General features: G+C 69.3%; 17 protein-coding genes. 7 read left to right on the top strand and 10 right to left on the bottom strand.

The features are described 5' to 3' along the window. Nucleotides 1-101: 101 nt before the first annotated feature. From IAE56_RS03860 to IAE56_RS03845, 4 genes are all read right to left on the bottom strand, one after another. Nucleotides 102-632, bottom strand: coding sequence for a gamma carbonic anhydrase family protein (locus IAE56_RS03860; protein ID WP_200751533.1), 531 nt, complete (start codon nt 630-632; stop codon nt 102-104). A gap of 122 nt (nt 633-754) precedes the next feature. Continuing rightward, nucleotides 755-1,573, bottom strand: coding sequence for a nucleotidyltransferase domain-containing protein (locus IAE56_RS03855; protein WP_200751532.1), 819 nt, complete (start codon nt 1,571-1,573; stop codon nt 755-757). A gap of 131 nt (nt 1,574-1,704) precedes the next feature. Beyond that, the gene (mnmG, locus tag IAE56_RS03850; protein WP_108770378.1) at nt 1,705-3,594 is read right to left on the bottom strand and encodes a tRNA uridine-5-carboxymethylaminomethyl(34) synthesis enzyme MnmG; all 1,890 of its coding nucleotides are present in this window, start codon (nt 3,592-3,594) and stop codon (nt 1,705-1,707) included. A 690-nt stretch (nt 3,595-4,284) separates the two neighbouring features. Next, nucleotides 4,285-4,806: a hypothetical protein gene (locus IAE56_RS03845; protein ID WP_200751531.1), complete on the bottom strand. Its 522-nt coding sequence runs from the start codon at nt 4,804-4,806 to the stop codon at nt 4,285-4,287. A gap of 158 nt (nt 4,807-4,964) precedes the next feature. Between IAE56_RS03845 and IAE56_RS03840 the strand changes: the two genes are divergently transcribed. Both IAE56_RS03840 and IAE56_RS03835 read left to right on the top strand, forming a co-directional pair. Further along, the gene (locus tag IAE56_RS03840) at nt 4,965-5,927 is read left to right on the top strand and encodes a pyridoxal-phosphate dependent enzyme (protein ID WP_200751530.1); all 963 of its coding nucleotides are present in this window, start codon (nt 4,965-4,967) and stop codon (nt 5,925-5,927) included. Next, nucleotides 5,912-6,556, top strand: coding sequence for a YdcF family protein (locus tag IAE56_RS03835; RefSeq protein ID WP_165835659.1), 645 nt, complete (start codon nt 5,912-5,914; stop codon nt 6,554-6,556). Before IAE56_RS03840 ends, IAE56_RS03835 begins: the two co-directional genes overlap by 16 nt. 115 nt (nt 6,557-6,671) lie before the next feature. Here the strand turns inward: IAE56_RS03835 and bioC are convergent, their stop codons facing one another. From bioC to bioB, 5 genes are all read right to left on the bottom strand, one after another. Then, a complete protein-coding gene (bioC, locus tag IAE56_RS03830) occupies nt 6,672-7,556 on the bottom strand; it encodes a malonyl-ACP O-methyltransferase BioC (protein ID WP_150453803.1) in 885 nt (294 codons plus the stop codon). A 12-nt stretch (nt 7,557-7,568) separates the two neighbouring features. Further along, complete coding sequence (locus tag IAE56_RS03825) at nt 7,569-8,348, bottom strand: SDR family oxidoreductase (protein ID WP_200751529.1); 780 nt, start codon at nt 8,346-8,348, stop codon at nt 7,569-7,571. A 29-nt stretch (nt 8,349-8,377) separates the two neighbouring features. Further along, entirely contained in the window at nt 8,378-9,157 is a 780-nt protein-coding gene (bioH, locus tag IAE56_RS03820) for a pimeloyl-ACP methyl ester esterase BioH (protein ID WP_200751528.1), read from the bottom strand. Between the two features lie 19 nt (nt 9,158-9,176). Continuing rightward, complete coding sequence (bioF, locus tag IAE56_RS03815; RefSeq protein WP_200751527.1) at nt 9,177-10,400, bottom strand: 8-amino-7-oxononanoate synthase; 1,224 nt, start codon at nt 10,398-10,400, stop codon at nt 9,177-9,179. 79 nt (nt 10,401-10,479) lie between these two features. Further along, the gene (gene bioB, locus IAE56_RS03810; protein WP_200751526.1) at nt 10,480-11,523 is read right to left on the bottom strand and encodes a biotin synthase BioB; all 1,044 of its coding nucleotides are present in this window, start codon (nt 11,521-11,523) and stop codon (nt 10,480-10,482) included. A gap of 145 nt (nt 11,524-11,668) precedes the next feature. Between bioB and IAE56_RS03805 the strand changes: the two genes are divergently transcribed. The 3 genes from IAE56_RS03805 to IAE56_RS03795 are packed head-to-tail and all read left to right on the top strand — an operon-like array spanning nt 11,669 to nt 13,001. Beyond that, nucleotides 11,669-12,214 (top strand): CbrC family protein, encoded by a 546-nt coding sequence (locus IAE56_RS03805; protein ID WP_200751525.1) that lies wholly within the window; start codon nt 11,669-11,671, stop codon nt 12,212-12,214. Nucleotides 12,215-12,229: 15 nt separating this feature from the next. Next, the gene (locus tag IAE56_RS03800) at nt 12,230-12,664 is read left to right on the top strand and encodes a hypothetical protein (RefSeq protein ID WP_200751524.1); all 435 of its coding nucleotides are present in this window, start codon (nt 12,230-12,232) and stop codon (nt 12,662-12,664) included. A gap of 40 nt (nt 12,665-12,704) precedes the next feature. After that, nucleotides 12,705-13,001: a hypothetical protein gene (locus IAE56_RS03795; protein WP_234455863.1), complete on the top strand. Its 297-nt coding sequence runs from the start codon at nt 12,705-12,707 to the stop codon at nt 12,999-13,001. 30 nt (nt 13,002-13,031) lie between these two features. On the opposite strand, the gene IAE56_RS03790 is transcribed toward IAE56_RS03795, so the two are convergent. Then, entirely contained in the window at nt 13,032-13,781 is a 750-nt protein-coding gene (locus IAE56_RS03790) for an SDR family oxidoreductase (protein WP_200751522.1), read from the bottom strand. A 126-nt stretch (nt 13,782-13,907) separates the two neighbouring features. Between IAE56_RS03790 and IAE56_RS03785 the strand changes: the two genes are divergently transcribed. Together IAE56_RS03785 and IAE56_RS03780 are read left to right on the top strand one after the other, a co-directional pair. Then, nucleotides 13,908-14,831 (top strand): LysR family transcriptional regulator, encoded by a 924-nt coding sequence (locus IAE56_RS03785; protein WP_200751521.1) that lies wholly within the window; start codon nt 13,908-13,910, stop codon nt 14,829-14,831. Between the two features lie 72 nt (nt 14,832-14,903). Further along, a complete protein-coding gene (locus tag IAE56_RS03780; RefSeq protein WP_200751520.1) occupies nt 14,904-15,593 on the top strand; it encodes a ComF family protein in 690 nt (229 codons plus the stop codon). The last annotated feature ends 7 nt before the right edge of the window (nt 15,594-15,600 follow it).

Raw genomic sequence — 15,600 nt, 5'->3', positions numbered from 1 at the left:
GGCGCTGGAGTCCTCTCCGGCGTGCTGCCACAGGCATGGGGGTCTCGACGGTTCCTGGTCGGGCCCCGACTTTAGCAGAGCCCAGTGGCCGACGAAGCGGCTCAGCCCAGGTATTCGTCCTTCAGCCCCACGTAGTGGTCGGCCGAATAGTGCAGCGACTCGATCTCCTTGTCGCTGAGCGTGCGTGCCGGACGCGCCGGGTTGCCCACCCACAGCTCGCCCTCGCCGACCACCTTGCCCGGGCCGACCACGGCGCCGGCGCCGACGAAGGCATGGCGCTCGACACGCGCGCCGTCCAGGATGCAGGCGCCCATGCCGATCAGGCTGTAATCGCCGATGGTGCAGGCGTGGATGATGCAGCCGTGGCCGACGGTCACGCCTTCGCCGATCAGGGTCGGGTAGCCGGCCTTGTTGTACGGGCTGTGGTGGCTGACGTGGATGATGGTGCCGTCCTGCACGTTGGTGCGCGCGCCGATGCGGACATGGTTGACGTCGCCGCGGATGACCGTGCCCGGCCAGATGGAGACATCGTCGGCCAGCTCGACGTCACCGATGAGGGTGCAGGCCGGGTCGACGTACACGCGCTGGCCGAGGACGGGCATCTTGTCGCGGAAGGGGCGCAGGGGGTTCATCGCTGTCTCCAGGTGGGGCAAACACGACGATGATACGCGGCAGAGGCATCGGTAGCGCCGGGCCATGCCCGGCGGCTGTTCGCGTGCCGCTGCGCTCGCCGGGCATGGCCCGGCGCTACCGCCTATGCCGGCGCGTGCGTCGCCAGCATCTGCCGGAACAGGCCGTCCAGCCAGGCGGCGTCGCCGTGCCCTGCAGGCAGCTGCGGCCCCTCGGCGCGCTCGGCCAGGCTGGCGTCGATGTAGTCGCTGATGGCCGCGATACGCGGGCCGGCGGCGACCTCGGCACTGGCACGCTTGACCACCAGCAGCGCGTCGATGGCCTCGCGCACCGCACCCTGCGGCAGCAGGCGCTCCAGCAGGTCTTCGAAGGCCATCGGCGGCGGCGTGCGTTCGTGCTCGATCCATTGGCAGGCCAGCAGCGGGCGCAGCACGTACAGGTACTTCTTGGTACGCACGGTTTCGCCGCGCAGGTAGCCGCGATGGTTGGAACGCGCCATGTTGAAGTAGTGCCACCACGTGCCCAGCGGCGAGTAGAAGCGCTCGGCGGCCTCCCACAGGCAGGCAACGGCCTTGGCATCGTGCTGGTAGATGATCGGCGAGCGCAGCCACTCGATCAGCGTCGGGTTGGACTTGGACACCAGCCGCAGCGCCTTGCGCAGGTCCCAGCCACTGACATCCAGCTCGTCATCGATCGGCAGCTCGATCACATCGCGCTGCGCTTCACCGGGGCCGGTGGCCTCGTTGACGCTCAAGTACCACGGTTGGCGATGCACGTAGATGAAGCGCGCGTCGTAATCACTGTCCGGCGAGGAAAACCCCCAGCCGCGGCTGCCGGATTCGCAGGCCAGCAGCACGCGCACATCGTGCGTGCGTTCGAGGTCGGCCAGGGTGGCGAGGATGGCGGCGCGCTTGTCCGGCGCGATCGGGTGGATGTCGTCCATGCAGTGCGGATTCGTAGAGTCGAGCGTGCTCGACTGTAGCGCACGCGTGGCCCATGCATGCGTGTCGACCAAGGTCGACACCATTGCAGTAGATCCACGCCATGCGTGGATGACGTCTGCGCAGATGCGCGTTACGCCACGCGGCCGCGGCGGGCGCGTTCCAGGTGCACCAGCAGCAGCGAGATCGCGGCCGGGGTCATGCCGGGAATGCGCTGTGCCTGGCCGATGGTCTGCGGGCGCACGCGTTCCAGCTTCTGCAGCACTTCGGCCGACAACCCACGCACGCCGGCGTAGTCGAAGCCTTCGGCGATCGGCGTCGCTTCGTGGCGCTGCTGGCGTTCGATCTCGTCGCGCTGGCGGTCCAGGTAGCCGGCGTACTTCACGCCGATCTCGACCTGCTCGGCCACCTTGCCATCGGCCACGGCCGGGCCCAGCGACGGCACCTGCATCAGCTGCGCGTAGTCCAGTTCCGGGCGCTTGATCAGGTCCAGCACGTTGGTTTCGCGGCTGACCGCCACGCCCAGGGTTTCCTGCACTTCGCGGCCCAGCGCATTGGCCGGGGTCGCCCACAGTGCACCCAAGCGCGCGCGCTCGGCGGCCACCGCGGCCTGCTTGGTCTCGAAGGCGCTCCAGCGGCGGTCATCGACCAGGCCCATTTCGCGGCCGGCCGGGGTCAGGCGCTGGTCGGCGTTGTCCTCGCGCAGCTGCAGGCGGTATTCGGCGCGGCTGGTGAACATGCGGTATGGCTCGTTGGTGCCGTGGGTGATCAGGTCATCCACCAGCACGCCCAGGTACGCTTCGTCGCGGCGCGGGCACCAGCCGTCCAGCCCGCGTACCTGGCGCGCAGCGTTGAGGCCAGCCAGCAGGCCCTGTGCGGCCGCTTCTTCGTAACCGGTGGTGCCGTTGATCTGGCCAGCGAAGAACAGGCCGTTGACCAGCTTGGTTTCCAGCGAAGCCTTCAGCCCGCGCGGATCGAAGAAGTCGTACTCGATGGCGTAGCCGGGGCGGGTGATGTGCGCGTTCTGGAAACCGCGGATGCTGCGCACCATCTCCAGCTGCACGTCGAACGGCAGCGAGGTGGAGATGCCGTTGGGGTAGATCTCGACGATGCCCAGGCCCTCAGGCTCGACGAAGATCTGGTGGCTGGCCTTCTCGGCGAAGCGCACCACCTTGTCCTCGATGGACGGGCAGTAGCGCGGGCCGATGCCCTCGATCTGGCCGCTGTACAGCGGTGAACGGTGCAGGGCGTCGCGGATGATCTGGTGGGTCTGTTCGGTGGTGTGGGTGATCCAGCAGCTGACCTGCTGCGGATGCTCGTCCACCGAGCCGAGGAAGGACATCACCGGGCGCGGCGTGTCGCCGGGCTGCTCGTCCATCACGCTGTAATCCAGCGAGCGGCCATCGATGCGCGGCGGCGTGCCGGTCTTCAGGCGGTCGACCTGGAACGGACGCTCGCGCAGGCGCGCGGCCAGCGTGGTCGCCGGCGGGTCGCCCATGCGGCCGGCGGCGTACTGGGTCGGGCCGACGTGGATCTTGCCGGCCAGGAAGGTGCCGGCGGTCAGCACCACGGCCTCGGCGTCGAAGCGCAGGCCGGTCTGGGTGATGACCCCGCGCACGGCGTCGCCTTCGATGACCAGGTCATCGACGGCGGCCTGGAACACGGTCAGGTTGGCCTGGCCTTCGACGATGGCACGGATCGCCATGCGGTACAGGTTGCGGTCGGCCTGGCAGCGGGTCGCGCGCACGGCCGGGCCCTTGGAGGCGTTGAGCGTGCGCCACTGGATGCCGGCGCGGTCGGCGGCATGCGCCATCGCACCGCCGAGGGCATCGATTTCCTTGACCAGGTGGCCCTTGCCGATGCCGCCGATGGCCGGGTTGCAGCTCATCGCGCCCACGGTTTCGATGTTGTGGGTCAGCAGCAGGGTGCGCACGCCGGTACGGGCCGCGGCCAGCGCGGCCTCGGTGCCGGCGTGGCCACCGCCGATGACGATGACGTCGTAACGATGGAAGGACTGGGTCATGGGGGCAGGTCAACAAGGGACGGGCACGGCCGGGGCGGCGCCGGGGTGGCGATTTTAGCGCCATTCGGAGCGGGGCGACGGGCCCGGATCGGGGCCGGGATGAAATCCGCCCTAAAGTTGGCAGGATTTTTGCAGATAACCCAATAGCACCCATCGTGGCTGGCGCCGTAGGCGCCGTTGACCGGAATTGGAACAGGGGCCGGTACAGGCGCACGGTGGGGAAGCGGGGGGCCGGCAGTCGGGGGACTGTCCGGCCCTGTTTTTTTTTGAGGTTTGCCGGGAGGGGCCCATCCACGCATGGCGTGGATCTACTACGGCCGGGGTGGCCTGCCGGGAGAGGTCCCATCCACGCATGGCGTGGATCTACCAGGGCGGGGGATTTGCCGGGAGGGGCCCTATCCACGCATGGCGTGGATCCAGACAAGCCAAAAACAAACGGCCCCGCATCGCGGGGCCGTCTGCTTTCAGAGGTGCCGACATCCGACAGGGCCGGAACAGGGGGGATCCAGATGTTCCTGTCGGATATCGACGTAGAGCTGTTTGGGACGGGCCCTTAACGTTTTTGTCACTTTGTGACGCGGGCCGTCACCACCCGCGTAGAGTGCGGCCTGAACCGCGTGAAATGCAAGATGGTTCAGAGCCCAACTGTGCGCTGCGTCGCACGTTTCATGTTTCGCCGCAGGCAACGGTTCATCGTTCCAGGTTTCGCCACGGAGAACCGTTCGACTTCGGCGCACGCGGTGCCGGTGCCGGACGTGCCTGCGGCGGCGCGGACGGGCGAGCCTGGGGCGCAGACGGACGTGCCTGCGGCGGACCCGGCGGGCGGCCACCCTGCGGCGGGCGACGCATCGAGTCCATGTTCCGCCACGGCGAGCCACCATTGTTCTGGCGCGGCGGCGGCGGCGGACGGTTCTCACCCCCGTTGCCCGGACGCGGCGGCGGTGGCGGGCGGTGGTTGTGCGGCGGCCGGTAGACCGGGCGCGAGTAGTACGGGTTGCCGTAATAGCCGTAGCCGTAACCGCCGCCATAGCCGCCGTACCCACCGTAGTAGGGGTAGCCATAGGTGGACGGGTAGCCATACGGATAGCGGTACTCCGTCGACGGGGCACCGTGGTAGTAACTGCCACCGCTGCCACCGCCGACATAGTCGTAGGTGGAACAGCCGGTGAGGGCCAGCAACAGGCCACCGGCAAGCAACAGGCGCGTTTTCATGTGGGTCCCCCCAAGGACGGGTGTAGGGCCAGCTTCAGGCGTGGGCATTGAATCGCCCCTTAATTGTGCCGGCCCAGGATGAATGGCGGTGAAGGCCTGCATGCTGGCATGGCCGGGTGCGTGGCCGCCAGCGTCGGGGCATACGTTAATCTTGCGTCATGAGCGATTCACTGTTGCCCCGCGCCGAAGATGTCCTGGCCGCCGCCGCGCGGATCGCGCCGCATGCCCATGTCACGCCGGTCCTGCGCTCGCATGCGCTGGATGCGCTGGCCGGGGCGCAGCTGGCGTTCAAGGCCGAGCATCTGCAGCGCGGCGGGGCGTTCAAGTTCCGCGGTGCCTGCAATGCGGTGTGGTCGCTGGACGCCGGGCGCGCCGCGGCCGGTGTGGTCACCCATTCCTCGGGCAACCATGGCGCGGCGCTGGCCCTGGCCGCCCGCACCCGCGGCATTCCCTGCCACGTGGTGGTGCCCGAAGGGGCGGTGGCCGCCAAGCTGGCCAACATCGCCCGCCATGGCGCCACCCTCTGGCGCTGCCCGCCCACCATCGCCGACCGCGAGGCCACCTGCGCCCAGGTGCAGGCCGATACCGGCGCGACGCTCGTGCATCCCTATGCCGACCCGGCGGTGATGGCCGGGCAGGGCACGGCGGCGCTGGAGCTGCTGCACAGCGATGGCCCGTTCGATGTTCTGGTGGTGCCGGTGGGCGGTGGTGGCCTGGCCGGCGGCACTGCGCTGGCCCTGCAGCACGCCAGCCCGCAGACCCGCCTGGTGCTGGCCGAACCGGCCGGTGCCGACGACACCGCGCGTTCGCTGGCTGCCGGCGAGCGCGTGACCGCTTTCACCCCGGACACCTTCTGCGATGGCCTGCGAACGTTGGTCGGCGCGCCGAATTTCCAGCTGCTGCAGGCAGCGGGCGCCGAGGTGATCGTGGTGGACGATGACGCCACCCGTGCGGCGATGCGCCTGCTGTGGGAGGTGCTGAAGCAGGTGGTGGAGCCGTCCTCGGCCATCGTGCTGGCGGCGGTGCTGGCCCAGCCGGCGCGGTTTGCGGGCCAGCGCGTGGGCCTGGTGCTGTCCGGCGGCAACGTCGATCTGCCAGCGCTGCGCTGGGAGGTGGCGTGAGCCGCGGCCGTCATCGACCCCGCACCGGCCTGCTGGGCTGGCTGTGGCGCCTGTTCGTACTGGTGCTGGTGTGGCTGCTGGGCGTGACCGCCTGGATCGTCTGGGTGGGTGAGCGCGACCAGGCCGCCAAGGCCGATGCGATCATCGTGCTGGGCGCGGCGGCCTACGATGCCAAGCCGTCGCCGGTGTTCGAAGAACGCATCCGCCACGGCCTGGACCTGTACCAGGCCGGCTATGCACCGCTGCTGATCTTCACCGGTGGCTACGGTGGCGCGGGCGCGCGTTTTTCCGAATCGCAGGTGGCGCGGCGCTATGCGCTGAAGCACGGTGTGCCGGATGACGCGATCCTGATCGAGACCGCCTCACGCAACACCGTGCAGAACCTGGTGGAAGCCAAGCGGCTGATGGAGCAGCGCAAGCTGCACACGGTTATCATCGTCAGCGACCCGCTGCACATGGCGCGCGCGCTGCGCCTGAGCCAGGCGCTGGGCATCGAGGCGCTGGCCTCGTCCACGCCGAGTACGCGCTTCCGCAGCTTCCACACCAGCTGGCGTTTCCTGGTGCAGGAAATCTATTTCTTCCACCGCGACCTGGTGCGCCCGCCGCTGAGTTCGCCGGCCAATACCTGAGCGCCAGGCCGCGCCGCTGCGCTCGCCGGGCATGGCCCGGCGCTACCCATTCGTGCACCCGGCGCGGCTCCTATCGCGCGCCCGGTAGCGCCGGGCCATGCCCGGCGGCTTTCGGTCAGGGCTGCTTGCGGCGGATCGGGATGGCCGACACCGGCACCGAGGCGATGTCATGCCCACCTTCGCGGATTGGCGCGCCGGGGTCCGGCGCCCAGGCGTGGGCGTAGATCACTTCCCAGCTGCTGGGCAGCTTGCCGTCGGCACGGCGCATCGGTTCGTACGCGGCAGCAGCAGCGGCAAAACGACCGCGGCCGGTCAGCGTGTGGCGGCGATCCACCCGTGCATTGGTCGCGCCCATCGCGCGCAGCTCGCGCATCAGCGCCGGCAGGTCGTCGTAGGTCAGGGTGAACAGGTCGCGGTCCAGCACCGGATCGCGGAAGCCGGCCATCATCAACGCATCGCCGAACTGGGCGATCTGCGCGAAGCGGCTGACATGCGGGCGGTCATCGGCGGCGGCGAACGCTTCGTTGAGTTCGACCAGCGTTTCCGGGCCGAAGGTGGAGCACAGCAGCAGGCCACCGGGCTTGAGCACGCGACGGAAACCGGCGAACACCGCCGGCAGGTCGTCCAGCCACTGCAGGCACAGGTTGCTGAAGATCACATCGACGCTGTTGTCGGCCAGCGGCAGCGCGGCGGCATCACCGCACAGGCGCTGGAACGGCTTCCACCAGCCGGCCTGGCGCTTGGCCTGGTCCAGCATCGGCAGGGCCACGTCCATCGCGATCACCTGCGCCTTCGGCCAGCGCTTCTTCATCAGCGCACTGGCGTGGCCGGTGCCGGCACCGATGTCCAGCACCACCTCGGGCTTGCGCGCTTCCAGGTAGTCCAGCGATTCGATCAGCCGCGACTGCACCTCGCGCTGCAGGGCAGCGGCGGCGTCATAGCTGTTGGCGGCGCGGGCGAACGCGCGGCGGACGTGGCGGGCATCGAAGTGGGACGGCATTGCGGAAGTCTCTTAGAACGTACCGGGGTAGGCGCCGCCGTCGATCAGCAGGTTCTGCCCGGTGAGGTAACCGGCCTGTGCACTGCACAGGAAGGCGCAGGCCGCGCCGAATTCGTCCGGCGTGCCGAAGCGGCCGGCGGGGATCTGCTGGCGGCGGCGGTCGGCCACCGCCTGCACGTCGCCGTCCTGGCCCGCAGCGTGGGCGAAGTTGGCGCGCAGGCGGTCGGTGTCGAACTGGCCGGGCAGCAGGTTGTTGATCGTGACGTTGTGGCCGACCGTGCGCCGCGCCAGCCCGGCGACGAAGCCGGTGAGGCCGCTGCGCGCGCCGTTGGACAGCGCCAGCGTGTCGATCGGGGCCTTCACCGAGGACGAGGTGATGTTGACGATGCGGCCGAAGCCGCGCGCGATCATCGCGTCCACCGTGGCGCGGATCAGCGCGATGGGGGCGAGCATGTTGGCATCCAGCGCGGCGATCCAGTCGTCGCGCTCGAAGGTGCGGAAGTCGCCCGGCGGCGGGCCACCGGCGTTGGTCACCAGGATGTCGACCTGCGGGCAGGCGGCCAGCGCCTGGGTACGCCCGGCCTCGGTGGTGACGTCGGCGGCGACGGTGCGCACCTCGGCGGCACCGGGCACGGCGCGCAGTTCCTCAGCGGCAGCCTGCAGGGCGGCTTCGCCACGAGCCACGATCACCACGTTCACGCCTTCGGCCACGAGGGCGCGCGCGCAGCCCAGGCCGAGACCCTTGCTTGCGCCGCAGACCAGTGCCCAGCGGCCGGAAATACCGAGATCCATGCGTCAACCCTGCCGAATGCGGAAAGTGCTCATTGTCCGCCATCGGCCGGTGACAGGCCGGCAACGAAGTGTTGCAGGGCAGCGGCCACCTCGTCGGCGTGGCCGAGGAAGGGCGCATGGCCGCCGTGGGCGACGGTCAGCGCCTGCGCGCCCGGGGCCAGCGCGGCGGCGGCCTGCATCGCGGCCGGCGACACCAGGCGGTCGCGCTGGCCGGCGATCCACAGGCTGGGCCTGCCCAGCGTGGGCAGGGCGCCACGCAGGTCGGTACCTTCCAGCAGGCGCAGGCCTTCCAGCAGGGCGCGCTCGCTGGGCGCACCGCGCTCGACCAGGCGCTGGCGCAGGGTGCGCAGCTCCTCGCGGGCATGCGCCGAACCCATCACGTCCAACGCCAGGAAGCGCTCCAGGGTGCCGCCGAAGTCCGTGGCCAGGTCACGCCCGAACTGCTCGAACACCGCCGGTTCCACCGCGTGCGGCCAGTCCTCGCCGCGTACGAAACGGGGCGTGGCGGCGATCATCGCCAGCCCGCGCACCTTCGGCAGGGTGGCCGCCGCGTGCAGCGCGAACAGCCCGCCCAGCGACCAGCCGCACCACACCGCCGGCGGCGTGGCCGCGGCAATGGCGTTGACCACGTGCGGCAGGCGCAGCGGCGTGCTGTCGTCGCGGCTGTGGCCATGGCCGGGCAGGTCGACCAGGTGCAGGGTGAAACGGTCGGCCAGACGTTGCACCAGGGGCGCGAACACGCCGCCCTGCAGGGCCCAGCCGTGGATCAGAACCAGGTCCGGCCCGTGGCCGGTGACGTCGATATGCATGGGGTACGACGCGTGCGGGTCAGGCCAGCGCGGGCAAGGCAGGCGGCAGCGCTTCGCTCGGCCCGGCAGCGACGCGGTCGCGCGCCTGGGCGATGGCTTCGACCAGCTCGCGCACCTGTTCCGGCGTATGCAGTGCCGACAGGGTGACGCGCAGCCGCGCCTTGCCTTCGGGCACCGTCGGCGGACGGATCGCGCCGACCAGCCAGCCGGCCTGCTCCAGCGCCTGCGACATCGCCACGGCGCTGTGGTCATCGCCACACAGCAACGGCTGGATCGGGGTTTCCGAGGCCATCAGGTCCAGGCCATGGCGGCGCGCTTCGCCGCGGAACAGGGCGATCAGGTCGGCCAGCTTGGCCCGGCGCCAATGATCGCGGCGGGCCAGGCGCACCGCTTCCAGGGCCGAGGCGGCCAGGGCCGGCGGCAGGGCGGTGGTGTAGATGTAGGGGCGTGCGGTTTCGGAAAGGTGCTCGACCAGATCTTCGCGGCCCAGCACCAGCGCGCCGGCACTGCCCAGCGCCTTGCCCAGGGTGACCAGCTGCAGCGGCACGTCGTCCACGCCCAGGCCGGCGGTGGCGATGGCACCACGGCCATCGCCGAGCACGCCCACGCCATGCGCGTCGTCCACGTAGAACAGGGCCTGCTGCAGGCGCGCGACCAGCGACAACGCACGCAGCGGTGCAACATCGCCGTCCATGCTGAAGACACCATCGGTGGCCAGCATCGCCGCACCCTCGGGTGCGTGCTTGAGCTGGCGCATGGCGCCTTCCGGATCCAGGTGCGGGTAGCGGCGCAGGCGCGCACCGGCCAGCCGCGTGGCATCGAGCAGGCTGGCGTGGTTGAGCTTGTCCTGCACGCAGACGTCGTTTTCTTCGCTGAGCAGCGCCTGCTGCACCGCCAGGTTGGCGGCGAAGCCACTGCCGAACAGCAGGGCGCGCGGATAGCCGAGCCAGTCGGCCACTTCGCGTTCCAGCGCGTCGTGCAGCGCGTGGTGGCCACAGACCAAGTGCGAGGCACCGGCGCCGGTGCCTTCGCGTGCGGCCGCATCCTGCAGCGCGTTGACCACGCTGAACTGCTGGGCCAGGCCGAGGTAGTCGTTGCTGCAGAACCCGGTCAACCAGCGCCCGTCAATTTCCAGGCGCACGCCATCACGACGGGTGACCGTGCGCCGCGGGCGGCGACGGCCTTGTGCATCGCGCAACGCGCGCTGGGCTTGGAGGCGGGCGGTCAGGTCGGGGCGGGCCATGCTGGCTACAGGCGACGACGGGGCGGCTAGGGTAGCGCGTTGCCGCCACGCCTGCTCGACGCCCCTATCACGCGGCGTGTCACGCGGCGTGGGCGCAGCCACAGCCGGGGCCATCGGCGCTGATATCGGCATGCACGGTACCGCCGTGGTCGTGGTCTTCGGCGTCCACCTGCACGGGCATCGGCTGCAGGCCGAGGCGCGCGAACAGGGCAAGGTCGCGCTCGCTTTCCGGGTTGCCGGTGGTCAGCAGTTTTTCGCCGTAGAAGATCGAGTTGGCACCGGCCAGGAAGCACAGCGCCTGCAGCTCATCGCTCATCGCTTCGCGACCGGCCGACAAGCGCACCATCGAACGCGGCATCGCGATGCGTGCCACCGCGATCATCCGCACGAACTCGAACGGGTCCAGTTCTGCGCTGCCATGCAACGGCGTACCTGCGACCTGCACCAGCTTGTTGATCGGCACCGAATCGGGATGGGCCGGCAGCGTGGCCAGCGCCAGCAGCAGGCCGATGCGCTGTGCGCGCGTCTCGCCCATGCCGACGATGCCGCCGCAGCAGGTCTTCAGCCCGGCATCGCGCACGTGGCCCAGCGTATCCAGACGGTCCTGGTACTGGCGCGTGTGGATGATCGAATCGTAGTAGTCCGGCGCGGTATCGAGATTGTGGTTGTAGTAGTCCAGGCCGGCATCCTTCAACGCGCGCGCCTGGTCGCCACTGAGCATGCCGAGGGTGGCGCAGGTTTCCAGGCCGAGCGCCTTCACCCCGGCGATCATCGCAGCCACCTTTGGAACGTCGCGGTCCTTCGGCGAACGCCACGCCGCACCCATGCAGAAGCGCGATGCACCGGCGGCCTTGGCCTGGCGTGCCTTGGCCAGCACGGCATCGGTATCCATCAGTTTCTGCGCGCTCACGCCTGTGCTGTAGCGCTGCGCCTGCGGGCAATACGCGCAGTCTTCCGGGCAGCCACCGGTCTTCACCGACAGCAGCGTGGACACCTGCACCTGGGCCGGATCGAAGTGCGCGCGATGCACGCTGGCGGCGCGGAACAGAAGCTCGGGCAGGGGCAGGTCGAACAGCGCCTGCAGTTCATCGTGCTGCCAGTCGTGGCGGATGGCAGGAGCCATGGCGGGACCTTGGAGGGGCGTGGAGCGAGGGCGGCAGTGTGGGTGGGTTGCCGAGGACTGTCAACTAAATGTTGCATGCGATGGTTTACATCATATTTGGCCCTGACCGCACCGCTACACTGGGCCGCCCAGCAACGGAACTGCCATGGATCTGCCGCGCTTCACCTACCACCCCGATCCCATCGCCACCGGCAGCGTGGTGGCCGCCGATACGCCGTGCGTGTGCTGCGGGCAGTCGCGTGGCTACGTGTACACCGGGCCGGTCTATGCCGAAGAAGAGTACGGGCACGAAATCTGCCCGTGGTGCATCGCCGATGGCTCCGCGCATGAGCGCCTGGGAGTCATCTTCAGTGATGAGGAAGGCGTCGGTGGTGGCGGCGAGTGGGATGAAGTCGATGAGGAGATCATCGACGTGATTGCGCAGCGCACGCCCGGCTTCAACGGCTGGCAGCAGGAACAGTGGTGGACCCATTGCGGCGATGCCGCGCAGTTCATCGGCCGCGCCGGTCGCGCCGAACTGGAAGCACACGGTGAAGCCGCGGTGGCGGCGATCCAGGACAGCACCGGGCTGGACGACGGGCCGCAGTGGCAGCATTTCCTTGCTGCGTTGGACAAGGACGGTTCACCGACGGCCTACCTGTTCTGTTGCAGGCGCTGCGGCGTGGTGGGTGGTTACCAGGATTGCGACTGACAGGAGCGGAGTCACGTGCAGGAACGATATCCCGTTCACCGGTGGCTGCTGGTGGCCGCGACCGCCGGCCTGCTGGCGTGCATGCAGCAGGCGGGTGCGCAGGAGGCACGTGGTGCTTCCATTCCCTATGCAACACCCGATGAAGCATTGAAGGCCCTGCGCGCGCTTCCGCACGTACGCGAGCGCGAGGAGAACGACTGGGTGGTGCTGCAGGACTTCCAGCAGCAGGTGTTCTGGTCGGTGACCACGCCCGCTAATGGCTGGCATCCGTCGATCGTGCGCCGCGAGCTGGTCTCGCACGATGGCGACGCCAGTGTGGCGATGCAGGTGCGCTGCGGTGCCTCCAAGGTGGCTTGCGATGCGCTGGTGGAAACCTTCAAGGCCAGCAACGAGAGCCTGCGCATGCGTGCCAAGGCGATGGCAGAGCAGCCGTCTTCGGTCAAGGACTGACGGCATGGCGGGTCCTTGGCGGCCGCTCACGCGGGCGGAGATGGAAGCGCTGGTCGCGAAGCAGCTCGATGACTGCACGCCCGACCAGCAGGCTGCCTTCGCCACACTACGCGTGCCGTTCCATAGGGTGCCACTGCATCGCCTGGGTGGGGTCGAGCCGGCCTGGGTCGTCGCCCATCTCGCTGACGGGTGGCTCTACTACGAGGATGTGGAAGAGGGATTCGAGGTGGGTGTGCCCGGCGAAGACGGTGCGCTGCCGGAGCGAGCCTGCAACCAGTACGAGCTGACGCACATCCTGTATCAGCAAGCGCATGCCGGCCTGGGCCGGCAGCGCTGATTCAAACCCGATCGCAGTGGCCGACCGGCATTACACCTGGGCCATGCCGCCATCGACGAAGAACTCGATGCCGTTGACGAAGCTGGACGCATCCGAGGCCAGGAAAGCCACGGCATTGGCCACTTCCTGCGGTTCGCCGAGGCGCGCCAGCGGTACCTGCGCGGCAAGGTGATCGAACAGGCCCTGGCGGGCTTCGTCGGGCACCAGGTCGCCCAGACCGGGGGTGCGGATCGGGCCGGGGCTGACCACGTTCACCCGGATGCGGCGCTCCTTCAGGTCCAGCGCCCACGAGCGGGCGAAGTTGCGCACGGCGGCCTTGCTGGCGCTGTACACGCTGAAGTTGGCCGTGCCCTGGATCGAGACGGTCGAGCCGGTGAGGATGACCGAAGCGCCATCAACCAGCAGCGGCAGCGCCTTCTGTACGGTGAACAGCACGCCGCGCACGTTGGTGGCGAAGATGCGGTCGAAGTGTTCTTCGGTGATGGCGCCCAGCGGCAGCATGTCGCCGCCGCCGGCGTTGGCGAACAGGATGTCAAGGCGGCCGGCCTGGCGGGCGATCTGCGCGTAGACCGCATCGAGGTCGCTGGGCTGCGCGGCATCGGCGCGGATGCCGATGGCCTGCGCGCCGATGGTGGCCACCGCGGCGTCCAGTTCCGGCTGGCGGCGGCCGGTGATGAAGACCTTGGCGCCCAGGTTGGCCAGGTGCTGGGCAGTGGCCAGGCCGATGCCGGTGGTGCCGCCGGTGACGAGGGCGATCTTGTCGTTGAAACCAGTGCTCATGGTGTTCTCCTGTAAGGGCTGCCGGGGGAGGGGGGGCAGCGGGTGGGAGAATGATGGGCGGCGGCGCGGCTGCGATAAATCCTGCGTAATGACAATGACTGTGCATGCACGTGCATAATCTGCGGCATGAACCAGCTCACTGCCATCCGTGCCTTTGCCCGTGTCGTCGAGGCCGGCAGCTTCACCCGTGCCGCCGATTCGCTGGACATGCCCACCACCTCGCTGAGCAAGCTGGTGCGCGAACTGGAAACCCACCTGGGCGTACGCCTGCTGCAGCGGACCACGCGCCGCGTGTCGGTCACCGCCGAAGGCCAGGCGTACTACGAGAAGGCCGGCCGCCTGCTGCGCGACCTCGAGGATGTCGATGCCTCGTTCAGCGCCGCACGCGGTGCACCGCGCGGGCTGCTGCGCGTGGACATCGGTGGCTCCACCGCACGCGATGTGCTGATTCCGGTGCTTCCCGATTTCATGGCGCGATACCCGGACATCCGCATCGAACTGGGTGTTTCAGACCGCACGGTCAACCTGATCAGCGAGAACGTGGACTGCGTGATCCGCGGCGGCGTACTGGATGATTCCACGCTGGTGGCCCGTCACCTGGGCGATGCGCACCTGATCACCTGCGCCAGCCCGCGCTACCTGAAGGCGCACGGCATTCCTGCGTACCCCGAGGAGCTGCGCAACGGCCACCGCCTGGTCAGCTACCTGCTCCCGTCCAATGGCCGCGCGGTACCGTTCCGTTTTCGTGGCGAAGACGGTGCGTTCGAGATCAAGGCCGAGCACCGCATCGGCATCAACGAAAGCAATGCCCATCTGGCCGCCGCCGTTGCAGGCATGGGCCTGGTGCAGACCTTCAGCTATGCGGCGGGCGCTGCGCTGCGCAGCAAGGCGCTGGTGGAAGTGCTGCAGCCATGGCGACCGGCACCGTACCCGTTCCACGTGGTGTACCCGAACAACCGGCATGTGACGCCGCGGCTACGGGTGTTCATTGATTGGCTGGGGCAGGTGCTGCCGCCGTTGCTGGCGGGCGAGACGCAGCGGAGCGCTTGACCGGCCATTGGCTGACGCAGGCGCGGGGGCTTCACCGATGGTTTCCGCATGCTGGTACGGCAACCCTGCGGCATGCGCCTTCCCCACGCCCTCGCAGACCATCTGCATTCCGCCCTGCGCCTGCTGCTGCCGCTGCGCTGCCTGGTCTGCGATGACCCCGGCGATGATGGCCTGGATCTGTGCGCCGCCTGTCTGGCCGATATGCCCTGGTCCGGCCGCGCCTGCCTGCGCTGTGCTCTGCCGTTGCCGGACAGCGCGCTGCCGGTCTGCGGCACCTGCCGCGAGGAGCCGCCGCCGCAGGCTGCCACCCATGCCAGCCTGCTGTACCTGCCGCCGGTGGACCAGCTGCTGGTGCGCTACAAATTCCATCAGGACCTCGCGGCGGGTCGCCTGCTTGCCCAGCTGATGCAGCGCAGGCCGCCACCGTGGGCCTGCCCGCTACTGGTGCCGGTCCCGTTGCATCCGCGTCGGCTGCGCCAACGCGGCTATGACCAGGCCGGGGAGCTGTGCCGGCTGCTGCGGCAGCCGGTGTGGCGCGGCCTGTACCGGCGCCGGCATACGGCACCACAGTCGGAGCGCAGTGCCGAACAGCGCCGCGAGAATCTGTTCGACGCCTTCGATGTGCGGGGTACGGTGCCACCGCACCTGACCGTGGTGGACGATGTGATGACCACCGGCAGCACGGTGCTGGAAGTGGCGGAGACGCTGCGGCTGGTGGGGGCGGCGGAGGTGCGCGTATGGGTCTGCGCGCGGGTGCCGTGAGTGCCCG

The sequence above is a fragment of the Stenotrophomonas sp. S41 genome (assembly GCF_016624625.1).
Lineage (GTDB): Bacteria > Pseudomonadota > Gammaproteobacteria > Xanthomonadales > Xanthomonadaceae > Stenotrophomonas.
Note: the sequence above shows the minus strand (reverse complement) of the source record. Positions and strands in the feature narration are given on the sequence as shown.